General features: G+C 66.9%; 14 protein-coding genes. 1 reads left to right on the forward strand and 13 read right to left on the reverse strand.

Annotation, left to right across the window (positions count from 1 at the left end; all coding sequences use genetic code 11):
* Positions 1–48 precede the first annotated feature (48 nt).
* The 7 genes from AWC18_RS14855 to AWC18_RS14885 all read right to left on the reverse strand — a co-directional run bounded on the left by AWC18_RS14855 (position 49) and on the right by AWC18_RS14885 (position 7,146).
* Positions 49–429: an NINE protein gene (locus tag AWC18_RS14855; protein ID WP_064996167.1), complete on the reverse strand. Its 381-nt coding sequence runs from the start codon at positions 427–429 to the stop codon at positions 49–51.
* Between the two features lie 45 nt (positions 430–474).
* Entirely contained in the window at positions 475–1,938 is a 1,464-nt protein-coding gene (gene lgt, locus AWC18_RS14860; RefSeq protein WP_085139224.1) for a prolipoprotein diacylglyceryl transferase, read from the reverse strand.
* Positions 1,935–2,708: a tryptophan synthase subunit alpha gene (trpA, locus tag AWC18_RS14865; protein WP_234806540.1), complete on the reverse strand. Its 774-nt coding sequence runs from the start codon at positions 2,706–2,708 to the stop codon at positions 1,935–1,937. Before trpA ends, lgt begins: the two co-directional genes overlap by 4 nt.
* Positions 2,709–2,737: 29 nt before the next feature.
* The gene (gene trpB / locus AWC18_RS14870) at positions 2,738–4,006 is read right to left on the reverse strand and encodes a tryptophan synthase subunit beta (protein WP_064996169.1); all 1,269 of its coding nucleotides are present in this window, start codon (positions 4,004–4,006) and stop codon (positions 2,738–2,740) included.
* Complete coding sequence (trpC, locus tag AWC18_RS14875) at positions 4,007–4,825, reverse strand: indole-3-glycerol phosphate synthase TrpC (protein ID WP_064996170.1); 819 nt, start codon at positions 4,823–4,825, stop codon at positions 4,007–4,009. It abuts the gene before it with no gap.
* Positions 4,826–4,907: 82 nt separating this feature from the next.
* A complete protein-coding gene (locus AWC18_RS14880; protein ID WP_085139226.1) occupies positions 4,908–5,579 on the reverse strand; it encodes a TIGR02234 family membrane protein in 672 nt (223 codons plus the stop codon).
* Positions 5,572–7,146 carry an anthranilate synthase component I gene (locus tag AWC18_RS14885; protein ID WP_420093345.1) on the reverse strand — a complete coding sequence of 525 codons (1,575 nt, stop codon included), beginning with the start codon at positions 7,144–7,146 and terminating at the stop codon, positions 5,572–5,574. Before AWC18_RS14885 ends, AWC18_RS14880 begins: the two co-directional genes overlap by 8 nt.
* A 55-nt stretch (positions 7,147–7,201) precedes the next feature.
* Between AWC18_RS14885 and AWC18_RS14890 the strand changes: the two genes are divergently transcribed.
* Positions 7,202–7,666 (forward strand): peroxiredoxin, encoded by a 465-nt coding sequence (locus tag AWC18_RS14890; RefSeq protein ID WP_064996173.1) that lies wholly within the window; start codon positions 7,202–7,204, stop codon positions 7,664–7,666.
* A 105-nt stretch (positions 7,667–7,771) separates the two neighbouring features.
* Here AWC18_RS14890 and AWC18_RS14895 read toward each other — a convergent pair whose 3' ends face one another.
* From AWC18_RS14895 to hisF, 6 genes are all read right to left on the reverse strand, one after another.
* Positions 7,772–8,605 (reverse strand): class I SAM-dependent methyltransferase, encoded by an 834-nt coding sequence (locus AWC18_RS14895; RefSeq protein WP_085139227.1) that lies wholly within the window; start codon positions 8,603–8,605, stop codon positions 7,772–7,774.
* A gap of 85 nt (positions 8,606–8,690) precedes the next feature.
* Positions 8,691–9,734, reverse strand: a complete 1,044-nt coding sequence (locus AWC18_RS14900) for a coiled-coil domain-containing protein (protein ID WP_064996175.1) — start codon at positions 9,732–9,734, stop codon at positions 8,691–8,693.
* A 138-nt stretch (positions 9,735–9,872) separates the two neighbouring features.
* Entirely contained in the window at positions 9,873–10,826 is a 954-nt protein-coding gene (locus AWC18_RS14905; protein WP_064996176.1) for a coiled-coil domain-containing protein, read from the reverse strand.
* Positions 10,827–10,997: 171 nt separating this feature from the next.
* Positions 10,998–11,501, reverse strand: a complete 504-nt coding sequence (locus AWC18_RS14910) for a hypothetical protein (RefSeq protein ID WP_208858373.1) — start codon at positions 11,499–11,501, stop codon at positions 10,998–11,000.
* A 208-nt stretch (positions 11,502–11,709) separates the two neighbouring features.
* Positions 11,710–12,069, reverse strand: a complete 360-nt coding sequence (gene hisI, locus AWC18_RS14915; RefSeq protein WP_064996177.1) for a phosphoribosyl-AMP cyclohydrolase — start codon at positions 12,067–12,069, stop codon at positions 11,710–11,712.
* Positions 12,066–12,851: an imidazole glycerol phosphate synthase subunit HisF gene (gene hisF, locus AWC18_RS14920; protein WP_085139264.1), complete on the reverse strand. Its 786-nt coding sequence runs from the start codon at positions 12,849–12,851 to the stop codon at positions 12,066–12,068. Before hisF ends, hisI begins: the two co-directional genes overlap by 4 nt.
* Positions 12,852–12,961 lie beyond the last annotated feature (110 nt).

Genomic DNA, 12,961 nt, shown 5'->3' on the forward strand with positions numbered 1-12,961 from the left:
TGGTTGCGGGTAACGAAAATCCATGTGACGCACGGGTGCGGCGCGCGGTCAGGTGCCGTCGCGCAGCGGTAGCCCCTGCTTGTCGTGCACGCGTCCGGTGAGCATCAGGATCGCGTCGATGACACCCCAGACGAACGGCACGGTGATGCCGAGCCCGTAGGTGGTGATGGTCGCCAGCACCCCGATCACCAGCTGCACCAGGCCAAGTCGGGTCTGGCCCAGGTAGATGCGGCCGAAGCCGAGGAAACCGAAGAACCCCAACAGCTGCAGCAGCGCGGCCGTGACTTTCGACTTCGACGAATACGGTTGCCCCGTCTTCGGATGACGGCCGTAAGGCGCCCACGCGTCCGGGTAGCCCGGATAGCCCGGCGGGGGGTAGGGCTGTCCCCCGCCCTGCGGCCCGGGCGGCGGCCACGATGGAACGCTCATGTCTGCAGCATGCCAGAAATGCCCGATACGGTGCCGGGCCCGCTGTCAGCGCTGGTCAGACTGGTCAGCGGCGTCCTGTTCGGCTGACTCGTCTTCCACAGACTCGTCGGCGCCGTCTGGTTCAGCCGCGTCGTCCGCTGCGGCTTCGGGTTCCTCGGTGGTCTCGTCAGGCTGGTCGGCTTCGGCGGTGTCTGAGGCTTCGGTCACGCTGTCGGGCTCGGCTTCGTCGTCGACGGCATCGACCGCCCCGTCCGGCTCGGCCGCCACGTCACTCAGTTCGTCCGCTTCCTGCTGCTCGGTGGCCTCTGGCTCGTCGGAACTCTCCGCGTCGCCGTCCCCGGCCTTGTCGACAGCCTCGTCGGGCGCCTCTTCAGGCGTCTCGTCAGGGGCCTCTTCAGGGACCTCAGCGTCGTCCTGGGCATCGGGCTCGGCGAGCAGCTCCTGCTCGTCGGACGGCTCAGGTTCCTCATCGATGTCGTGATCGGCCGATTCGGCGTCCCCGGTAAGCCTTTTCGGCACCCGAACCACCGTGCCGACACCCGCCACCAGTTCTTTGTCGTCCGAGCCGTCGTGCGCTGGCGGCTCGGCCTCAGACTCGGCCGGTGCGCCTGCGTCGCCGTCGGTGATCTCCGCAGGCTGCCAACCGCGACGGATGACTTCGGGATCCTCTCGCCCCTTGGTGGCAAGCAGGATGTACACCACCGCGCCAATGAACACGAAGGTCGATGTGAAGGAGTTGACCCGGATTCCGGCGATATGGGTCGCCGCGTCGTCACGGAGCAGCTCGATCCCGAAGCGGCCGATGCAGTAGCCGGCCACGTAGAGCGCGAACAACCGCCCATGCCCCATGCGGAACCGTCGGTCGGCGTAGATCAACACCAGGAACACCACGAGGTTCCACAACAATTCGTACAAGAACGTGGGCTGGACGATCTTGTAGAGCTCTCCGGTGGACACACCGTCGAGCAGATGCGGGTCGCGGACCCCGGCAGCGTCTTCGCGCCAGAAGATCTCCAGGCCCCATGGCAGGGTGGTCTCCCGGCCGTAGAGTTCCTGATTGAAGTAGTTGCCGATGCGCCCGATCGCCTGCGCCAACACGATCCCGGGGGCAATGGCGTCGCCGAACGCCGGCAGCGGGATCCCCCGGCGTCGACATCCGATCCACGCCCCGACCCCGCCGAGCGCCACCGCACCCCAGATCCCCAGGCCGCCGTCCCAGATCCGTGGCGTGGCCTCCCATCCGACGCCGCCCTCGCCGAAGTAGGTCCGCCAGTCGGTCATCAGGTGATAGAGCCGGCCACCGATCAGTCCGAACGGGACCGCCCACAGCGCGATGTCGTAGATGACGCCCGGTTCGCCGCCGCGAGCCCGCCACCGGCGATCACCGAGCAGCAGGGCGACAACGATGCCGAAGATGATGCACAGCGCGTAGGCCCGGATCGGCACCGGACCGAGGTGCCACACACCGCGCGCAGGACTGGGGAAATACGTGAGCCAATCCAACGTCATCGCGTGGAAACCTTTTGCCGCACACCGGAAGCCAACTCTTGTGTCAACGCCCGAAGCTCGGGCAGTCCGGCCGCGAGCGCGGTGACCAGCGCCGAGCCGACGATGACACCGTCGGTGTAGGCGCCGATCTCGGCGGCCTGCGCCCCCGAGCGCACACCCAGCCCCACCCCGACGGGGATGTCGGAGATCTCCCGCACCCTGGCCACCAGTTCCGGCGCCGCATTCGACACGGTGTTGCGGGCGCCGGTGACGCCCATGGTGGAAGCGGCGTAGACGAATCCGCTGGTCGCCTTGACGGTCTCGGACAGGCGCTGCGGTGTCGAGGAGGGCGCCACCAGGAAGATCCGATCCAACGCGTGCTGTTCGGAGGCGGCCAACCAGTCATCTGCTTCGTCGACGATCAGATCCGGGGTGATCAGACCCAGTCCACCGGCCGACGCCAGATCACGGGCGAACGCATCCACGCCGTAACGCAGCACCGGATTCCAGTAGGTCATGACCACGGCACGCCCGCCGGCGTTGGTGATGGCCTCGACCGCGGTCAGTGTGTCGCGCACCCGAACCCCGCCCTGCAAGGCGGTTTCGGTGGCGCGGGCGATGGTCGGGCCGTCCATTCCCGGATCGGAATAGGGCACTCCGACTTCGATGAGGTCACACCCGGATTCGACGAGGGCGGTCAACGCGGCGATGGAACCCGCTACGTCCGGGTAGCCGGTCGGCAGATAGCCGATCAGCGCAGCGCGGCCCTCGGCTCGGCACGCGGCGAACATCGGGGCCAGCCGGTCGCCGGCGTGATCGCTCACGACGCGTCTCCTGATTCGTCGAAGAGACCGAACCACTTGGCCGCCGTCTCCACGTCCTTGTCGCCACGACCGGACACGTTGACCACGATGACCTTGCCGGGTCCCAGCTCGGTCGCCAGCTTCAGCGCACCGGCCACTGCGTGTGCAGATTCGATTGCCGGAATGATTCCCTCAGTGCGGCAAAGGATTCCGAAAGCATCCATGGCCTCGGTGTCGGTGATCGGTCGGTACTCGGCGCGCCCGATCTCTCGAAGAAAGGCGTGCTCCGGGCCCACTCCCGGGTAATCCAGCCCGGCGGAGATCGAATGCGACTCGATGGTCTGACCGTCGTCGTCCTGCAGCAGGTAGGAGAACGATCCCTGGAAGGCGCCGGGTGATCCCCCGGCGAATGTCGCCGCGTGCCGGCCGGTGTCGACGCCGTCGCCGCCGGCTTCGAAGCCGATCAACCGGACCGTGGGGTCGTCGAGAAAGGCGTGGAAGATGCCGATGGCGTTCGATCCGCCACCCACGCATGCCACCACGGCGTCGGGCAGTCGGCCCGCCATCTGCTGGATCTGGACACGGGTCTCCAGGCCGACGATCCGCTGGAAGTCGCGCACCATGGTCGGAAACGGGTGGGGTCCAGCGGCCGTGCCGAAGCAGTAATAGGTGCGATCAGCGTTGGTCACCCAATCACGGAACGCCTCGTTGATGGCGTCCTTGAGGGTCTGCGAACCGGATTCGACCGAGACAACCTCGGCGCCCAGCAGTCGCATTCGTGCCACGTTGAGCGCCTGCCGGCGCGTGTCGACGGCACCCATGTAGATCACGCACTCCAGGCCGAGCAGGGCGCAGGCGGTGGCGGTGGCGACTCCGTGCTGACCGGCGCCGGTCTCGGCGATCACCCGGGTCTTGCCCATGTGACGGGCCAGCAGAGCCTGGCCGAGCACGTTGTTGATCTTGTGGGAACCGGTGTGGTTCAGGTCTTCTCGCTTCAAGAAGATGCGGGCCCCGCCGGCGTGCGCGGTCAGGCGCTCGGCCTCATACAGCGGCGAAGGACGGCCGGTGTAGTGCGTCTGCAGGTTGTCGAGGGTGTCCAAGAACTCCCGGTCGTTGCGCACCTTGTCGTAGGCGGCGGTGACCTCTTCGATGACGGCCATCAGTGCTTCGGCGACGTAACGGCCACCGTAGACACCGAAGTGCCCACGAGCATCCGGATCGTGTGCGGTCGGTTCAGCCACTCCGGCGCTGGCGCGCGGAAGACTCGGGGGCGAGGTGTCTGACATTTAGCGGGCCGGCTTCGGGCAGGACGGATGCTTACCCGCACTGACCAAATCGGCAACGGCCGCCCGCGGGTCGCCACTGGTGACCAGTCCCTCACCGACCAGGACGGCGTCCGCGCCGGCACCGGCGTAGCCCAGCAGGTCCGCGGTGCCCCGCACCCCGGACTCGGCGATCTTGACCACCTCGGTGGGCAGTCCGGGAGCGATCCGCGCGAAGCAGTCGCGGTCGACCTCCAGCGTGGTCAGGTCACGCGCATTGACGCCGATCACCTTGGCGCCGGCGGTCAACGCACGGTCAGCCTCTTCCTCGGTGTGCACCTCGACCAGTGCGGTCATGCCGAGTGACTCGGTGCGGTCCAGCATCGACTCCAGTGCCTGCTGCTCGAGCGCGGCCACAATCAGCAGCAGCATGTCTGCGCCGTGGGCCCGAGCCTCGTGAATCTGGTAGGGACTGACGATAAAGTCCTTGCGCAGCACCGGGACCGACACCGCAGCACGCACGGCGTCCAGATCGGCCAGCGAGCCGTTGAACCGGCGCTGTTCGGTCAGCACGCTGATCGCACGGGCTCCGCCGTCGGCGTAGGAACTGGCCAGTTCCGCCGGGTCGCCGATGGGTGCCAGCTGGCCCTTGGACGGACTGGCGCGCTTCACCTCGGCGATGACCGCGATGCCGGGCTCGCGCAGCGCCGCCATCACATCCAGTGGCGGCGGCATGGCTTCGGCCGCTGCCTTGACTTCCGCGAGCGGAACCAGGGCCTCCCGGGCGGCAAGGTCGGCGCAGACTCCCTCGATGATGGAATCGAGAACGGATGCCGAAGTCATGACTGCCGCTTCCTCTCCCGCGTCCGGTGGACCTTCGTCGAAGACCTTTATCGAAGGGTAACGACCGTCGCCGCCCGAGGTGTCACCGGCCCTCGACGTCCGGCTCGGCGGACCCGTTTTCGGGGTCCCCGGTGGGGTCGCGGCCCTCGTCGAGCGCGTCCCACATCATGCGTTCCGACAACTGCGAGCCGGCCGGGCCGCCGCGGTTGCCCGACTGCGGATCACGCGCAGCCGCCCGGCGCTCCGCAGGGGCCGAATATTTGGTGAGGCGGCCGGTGTTGTGTGCCGCCACGCGCATCAACAGCACCGCCGCAGCCAGGACAGCCAGGGCCGCGACCAGGCTCAACACGGCGCCGATGAACCGGCGCTCGGTGCCCAGCAGCGAAGTCAGCGGGATTTCGGCGATGTCCAGGGCCCTCAGGGTGATGTCGCGGGCAACCCACAGGCTGGTGGCCAGATATCCGCACGCCAGGCTCACCGCGGCCAGCACCACCGCCAGCACCCGTAGTTGCCATCCGCGCGCCGCCATCGCGGCGACGGCGGAGGCCAGGCACAGCAGCGCCAGGGGCAACAGCGCCGTCGACCAGGACGCGCCGGTGAGGGTGATCTGCTTGGGCTGCCCGAGCCCGTCGAACGAGCGGATCAGGACCCACGGCAGCCGAGCGGCGCCCCAGAGTCCCCCGGCGGCCGCCACCATCAGCAGTTGGGCCCCGCGCAGCGCGCGGGTGTCGTTGCGTTCCCGACCGTCAGCCATCGGACCCGGGCGGCGCCAGGGTCTCGGCGGCGGCGATCGCGGCCAACACTGCCCGGGCCTTGTTGGATGCCTCGGTGTATTCATAGGGGCCGTTGGAATCGGCCACCACCCCGCCGCCGGCCTGGACGTAGGCGGTGCCGTCGCGCATCAACGCGGTGCGGATCGCGATGGCGAAGTCGGCGTTGCCGGCGAAGTCCAGATAGCCGACGACGCCGCCGTAGAGGCCGCGCCGGGTCTTCTCGACCTCCTCGATCAGCTCCATGGCACGCACCTTGGGCGCTCCGGACAGGGTGCCGGCCGGGAAGCAGGCCGTCACCGCGTCCAGCGCGGTCCGGTCTTCGGCGAGCCCTCCGGTGACGGTGGACACCAGGTGCATGACGTGGCTGTAGCGCTCGATGTGGCTGTAGTCGCTGACCCGCACGCTGCCCGGAACGCACACTCGGCCCAGGTCGTTGCGGCCCAGATCGACCAGCATCAGGTGCTCGGCGCGTTCCTTCTCGTCGTTCAGCAGGTCCTTGGCCAGCAGCTGGTCTTCGTCCTCGGTCGCGCCACGCCACCGGGTTCCGGCGATCGGGTGGGTGGTCGCCCGGCCGTCCTGCACGGTCACCAGCGCCTCGGGGCTGGAGCCCACGATGGAAAAGGCCAATCCCCCGTCGTCGTCGGGCACCTGCAGCAGGTACATGTACGGGCTGGGATTGGACACCCGCAACATTCGGTAGACATCGAGCGGGTCGGCCGCGGTCGTCATCTCGAAGCGCTGCGACGGAACCACCTGAAACGCCTCGCCGGCCTCGATCTCGCCGACCAGGCGTTCGACGATCTCCCCGTATTCCTCTGGGGTGCGCTGGCCGCGGTAGACCGGGTCGGGCCGATCGAAAATGGCGACGCTGGACTCCAGCGGCTGACTCAGCGCCTTGGCCATCACCTCGAGGCGGGCGACCGCGTCGTCGTAGGCCTCATCGACGCGCTCGTCGGTGCCGTTCCAGTTGACCGCGTTGGCGATCAGCGTGATGGTGCCCTCGTGGTGGTCGACGGCGGCCATGTCGGTGGCCAGCAGCAGCAGCATGTCGGGCAGCGCCAGGTCATCGACGGCCAGCTCGGGAAGCCGCTCCAGGCGGCGCACCAGGTCGTAGGTGAAGAATCCCACCAGGCCACTGGACAGCGGGGGCAGGCCCGCGATGGCGGCGGTCTCCAGCAGGGTCAGCGTCTGGCGCAGCGCCTGCAAGGGGTCACCGCCGGTGGGGGCATCCTGCGGCGCAGCACCCAGCCACACCGCTTCGCCATCGCGCACCGTCAGCGCCGAGGTCGTGCCGGCGCCGATGAACGACCACCGCGACCACGACCGGCCGTTCTCGGCCGACTCCAGCAGGAAGGTTCCGGGGCGGTTGGCGGCCAGCTTGCGGTACGCCGACAGCGGGGTCTCGGCGTCGGCCAGCACCTTGCGGGTCACCGGGACCACACGGTGCTCAGCCGCCAGCGCCCGGAAGTCCGCCCGGGAGGTGACGCCGACCGTAGAGGTGCTCGTGGTTTGCACGCGCCCATCTTCCCAGACCCAACAGCGGCTCATCTGCGCCCACCACTATCGCCGCCGCGACACGCGCACCCGGAGTAGCCTAACCGCCATGAAAACCGGTGACACCGTGGCCGACTTCGAGCTCCCCGACCAGAGCGGGGCGCCGCGCCGGCTCAGCGACCTACTGGCCGACGGGCCGGTGGTGCTGTTCTTCTATCCGGCCGCCATGACGCCGGGATGCACCAAGGAGGCCTGCCACTTCCGCGACCTGGCCGGCGAGTTCGCCGCCGTCGGGGCCACCCGGGTGGGGATCAGTGCTGACGCGGTGGCCAAGCAGGCCAAGTTCGCCGACCAACAGGGCTTCGACTACCCGCTGCTGTCCGACACCGAAGGCACGGTGGCCAGCCAGTTCGGTGTCAAGCGCGGACTACTGGGCAAGCTCCTGCCGGTGAAACGCACCACGTTCGTCATCGACACCGACCGCACCGTGTTGGACGTCATCGCCAGCGAGTTCTCGATGGACACCCACGCCGACAAGGCGCTGGAGGTGCTTCGGGCCCGCTCGTCGGCCTAGCGGGAACTGCTAGCGCGGCGAAGCCGGGCGAAGCAGGTTCCCGCCATTGGCCCAGCGGGAAGCAGGTTGGTCCAGCGGCGAAGAGTCGCCCCCACCTCCGGCGGGTCAGGCGGGTTTGCGGAACGTGTAAACCCGGTACTGAAGAAGGCCGACCTTGGACAACCACTTCATCCATCGGGTGCCGACCATCATGGTCTTGCGGGTATCTGCTGAGCCGTGAGCCCGCAAGAACGTGAGCAGGAATGGGTAGGTGGGCATGGTGTTCTTCCGGATGTCGCGCTGGGTTTCCAGTTGTAGTCCCGCACGTGAGCCCATGGTCTTGTAGGACCGAAGTGGCACTTTGCCGAGCGTTCCGTAGGACTTGGCGATCCGGGCGCGGATAGCCATCCAGATCGGCGTCTTGCCGAAGAACATCATGATCGGCACAAAATCGGAAACAGCCAGGTAGCCACCGGGTTTGAGCACCCGCGACGCCTCCTCGAGGAAGCGCTCCCGGGATGGAAAGTGGAAAATGCACTCGACCGCCAGGACGCGATCGAAGGAGTTGTCCTCGAAGGGCAATTGGCAGGCGTCGGCTTCGACCCAGGACATCGCATTCCCGCGGGAAGGCGTGCTCTGCGTTTTGGCGATTGCGAGCTGGCGCGGGTCGATGTTCAGGCCCGTCAGATCCATCGCGTTATGCGTGGCATTGATCTGGCGGATGGTGCCGCCGAACCCGCAGCCGACATCCAGCAGTGTTTGCCCGTCGGCCACTTTTCCGGCGTCGAAAAGCAGCGCGTTCATCCGTTCCATGGCAGTGACGTAGTCGGCCAAGGTGCCGTCGGCGACCTCGGGGCTCTCCCAATAGCCCCAGTGCACCTGGTCCTCCCACAGCTGAGAGAGTTTGCCGCGGTTGGGGCGATCATCCATCAGCAGGTCAAAATAAGGCAGGTCAGGCATTCGCCGGACGCTATCACGGCTGGGGTTCGGGCGTGGAAGATTATTAGCCGGGGCGCCTACCTATCGCCGGGAGCCGGCGCGCTCGCTAGTCCGCGTCCTGCTGAGCTTCGGGGACGTCTGCGGCCTCAGCGGCAGGCTCATCGGGCAGATCGGCCATCGGGAGGCTGCCTCCGACCGTGGTATCGATCCAGTTCTTGATTTCGCTGAGGTGGGTGACGATCCCGGCCCGCTCGCGCTTGAGCAGTTCCACTTCGGCCGCCGTGCGCTCGGTGATCACCTTGGCTTCCCGCTTGGTGCCGGCGATCAAAGAGGAGGCCTCCAGGCGGGCCTCCTCGTCGAGCTTGGCGATGTTGGCCTCGGCCTGCTCCCACGCCGCCTTCATCTTCTGGTCCAGGCGGTGCTGGGCATCTCGGCGGTTGCGTTCGTCCTCTTCCCAGGCCAGCTTGATCTGTTCGTCGAGGGATTCCTGGGCCGCCCGGCGGTTGCGTTCGTCCTCTTCGGCCAGTCGCTGATACAGCTCGCGCCGGGAGCGTTCGGCCTCCTCGATCTCCCGAATGATCCGGCTGCGCTCCTCGTGCGCGAGCTGCAGGATCTGCTCGGCTTCCTGGGTCGCGGTTTCGAGGATCTTCGCCCGGCGGGCGTTGGTGGAGGCCTGGAACTCGGCAAGCGCCTCAGTGCCGGCGATCCGGTCGTATTTGGCGGCCTCAAGCTGTTCGCGGAGTTCTTCGGTCAGCGCTTCGGCGTCTTGGCGGGCCAGTTCCTTGGTGCGTCGCGCCTCCTCAGAGGCGATGCGCATCATCCGCGCGATGCGATCGGACATACCCTCGACAGAGTCCACCGGCCCGGTGACCTGCTCGAACTGCGAGCGCAGTTGGGCCAGCTCCGCAGTGAGACGCTGGCGTTCCGCCTCCGCTTCGGCGGTCATCCGCTTCACATCGTTGTGCAGTCGGGTGACTTCGGCGACGAGCTGTTCGCGGTCGATGAGCGTCTGCGCCTTGGACGCTTCGAGGGATTTGCTGCGGTCCGCCAACAGATCGATTTCGTGTTGCAGGCGGGCGATGTAGTCGGCGACTTCATTGCGATCGAATCCGCGTATCTGCGTTTCGAATTCGGGAATCTCTAGTGCCATCGGCGTACTCCTAAGCACCTGACGGTTTCGGTTTCGGTTCGACGAGCATCAGACCGACGTGTCATCGGCCTCGTAATGGGCAAATCCCCTTGAGCGCGGGCGCTTTTCACCATTGGGGGAATCTTGGGATCAAGGCGCCTAACGGGTATTGATCCAGTTCTTGATCAGCTTGAGGTCGGCGACCAGTTCGGTGCGCTCCTGCTCCAGCTGTTCGACTTCCGCCTGTGCACGCTCGTCGATCTCTTTGACTTCGTGTTGAGCGGCCGCAACCAGTGTGGTGGCCTCCCAGTGCGCCTCCGTGTCGAGCTTGGCGATGGCGGCTTCGGTCTGCTCCCACGCCGCCTTCAGGTTCTGGTCCAGCCGGCGTTGCGCCTCGCCGCGGTGGCGCTCGCTCTCCTCCCAGGCCGTCTTCAACAGCTCGTCGAGAGTCTCGTGCGCCGCCAATCGATGGCGCTCTTCTTCCTCGGCCAGGCGCTGGTACACCTCACGGCGGGTTCGCTCGGCCTCTGCGGTCTCGTCGGTGATGCGGTCGCGCTCCTCATGCGCCAGCCGGAGAATCTCCTCGGCCTGTTCGGTTGCGATCGCCAGGATTTTCTCCCGGCGAGCGTTGGCGGAGGCCTGCAATTCGGCCAGCTCCGCGGCGGCAGCCGCCCGGTCGGCTTTGGCGGCCATCAACTGCTTGCGCAGGTCCCCGCTCAGCGACTCCGCTTCCTGCTGGGCCAGCTCCTTGGTGCGCCGGGCCTCTTCCGAGGCGATGCGCATCATCCGCGCGATGCGGTCGGACATTCCTTCAACGGTGTCGACCGGCGCCGTGATCTGCTCGAACTGGCTGTGCAGTTGCGTCATTTCGGCGATCAGTTTCCGGCGCTGCTCCTCTGCGTCGGCAGTTCGCTGCGCGAGTTCATTCTGCAGCCGGGCCACCTCGGCGGTGAGTCGTTCACAGTCAGACCGAGCGTGCCCTCTGGCCGTGTCGAGCGATCTGGTTCGATCGCGCAGAAGCTCAACTTTATGGTGCAATCGCCCAAGGTAATCGAGGACCTCATTGCGATCGAAACCGCGAAGCTGAGTTTCAAACTCAGGAATGTTCAGCACCGGCGACTGACCCCTTCTCCCGACAAGACCTGGTCGTCTGCCGGGCATTACCCGGCTTCTGGCCGCAAAATCGCTGATGAAAGCAGGTCGGCTATACCAAGCCGCCGCGCGAGGAATCGTAGCAGAACTGCAGAAACGTGTCACCGATGAATCAAATGGCGACGCAAGCGTTCAGTACGGGCGATTTTCGCGAAACCAGGTTTCTCGGGCAGACAAAGCGGATTCACGAGCAGCCCCGCGTGAGGCGTTCGCGTGAGTGTCAGCGTTAACTTGTTTCGCGCGATTAACTTGACCCGTTGAGCGTTCTATCCGGCCCACAATTTTCACGCGCGCATCGACGAGTTCAGCCAGGCGGCGCTGGGCGTCGGCGACGTGACTGGTGCTGGCCTCGTTCATCTCGGTTAAGATCGCCGACGCATGGCTCTCGGCTTCCTTCATGATCTCGGCCGCACTCATGACGGCCTGTCGTCGCAGGTACACAGCCTGCGTCCGCAACTGCTGGTGCTGGGTTTCCAGCTCGGCCCGCAACTCCGCCGCCTCCCGGCGCTGGTCATCGGCGTCGGCGAGAATGGCGGCTTCGTTTTCGGCGGCGGCACTCGGCGAAGTGCTGCGCCGCCGCACGGATATCATCTGCTTCGGCAACCGCGCCGTTGAGGATTCCGGACAGCCGATCACTTAGATCGACGATATCGCCCGGAATGGCGGAGGCCACCTCATTGAACTTCGCCGATGCGGACTCCAGATTCGCCTGCGATTCACCGAGCTGGTTTGTCAGCGCTACTATCCGCCACCCCTGGGGGTTGCTCGGCCTCCAACCGGTACCGGTCGTCAGACTCGTCGGAGTCCACAGTCGGCCAGATACCGACACGCCGTTATGGGCGAATCAATCTGCGGGACCGAGCAACACGTCCGCGTCGAAGCAGCTGTGGTCTCCGGTATGGCAGGCACCGCCGGTCTGATCGACGGTCAGCAATACCGTGTCGCCGTCACAGTCCAGCCGTACCGCGTGCACGTACTGGGTGTGCCCGGAGGTGGCACCCTTGATCCACTGTTCGTTTCGTGATCGCGAAAAATACGTCGCTTCGCGGGTCGCCAGGGTGCGGGCCAATGCGTCGTCGTCCATCCACGCGACCATCAGTACGTCGCCGGTACCCCTCTCCTGCACCACCGCGGCGATCAGACCGTCGGCGTTGCGCTTGAGCCGGGCCGCGATCGCCGGATCCAATCCGCTCTCGGCACTCATCTGACCGTGATCCCCTCGGCCGCCATCGCGGCCTTGACCTGGCCGATGGTCAGTTCCCGGAAGTGAAACACGCTGGCCGCCAGCACGGCATCGGCACCCGCGGCGACCGCCGGTGCGAAATGCTCCACCGCACCGGCTCCGCCGCTGGCGATCACCGGCACACTCACCGCAGCCCGCACCGCATGGAGCATGGGCAGATCGAACCCGGCCTTGGTGCCGTCGGCGTCCATCGAATTCAGCAGGATCTCCCCCACACCGAGCTCCACGCCGCGCACAGCCCACTCGACTGCGTCGATACCGGTGCCCTGCCGGCCACCGTGGGTGGTGACCTCCCATCCCGAAGCGGTGGGCGGCGATCCGGCCGGGACGGTGCGGGCATCGACCGAGAGCACGATGCACTGGGAGCCGAATTGGCGGGACAACTCCGCCAGCAGTTCCGGGCGGGCGATGGCGGCGGTGTTCACCGACACCTTGTCGGCGCCGGCCCGCAGCAGAGCGTCGACATCGGCGACCGTGCGCACGCCGCCGCCGACGGTGAGCGGGATGAACACCTGATCGGCGGTGCGCGCGACGACCTCGAGCATGGTGGCCCGGCCCGACGACGACGCCGTCACGTCGAGGAAGGTCAGCTCGTCGGCGCCTTCGGCGTCATAGGCCGCGGCGAGCTCGACCGGGTCGCCCGCATCGCGCAGGTTCTCGAAGTTGACGCCCTTGACGACCCGGCCGCCGTCGACGTCCAGACACGGGATGACCCGTACCGCCACATCACTGTGCTTATGCATCGGTCCCAGCTTCGCCTCTCCTGCGTCGAGCCTCGCTGAACCGCTGTGCTTGTGCATCGGTCCCAGCTTCGCCTCTCCTGCGTCGAGCCTCGCTGAACCGCTGTGCTGTT

Origin of the sequence: Mycolicibacter nonchromogenicus, assembly GCF_002101775.1 — a bacterium.
GTDB lineage: Bacteria > Actinomycetota > Actinomycetes > Mycobacteriales > Mycobacteriaceae > Mycobacterium > Mycobacterium nonchromogenicum.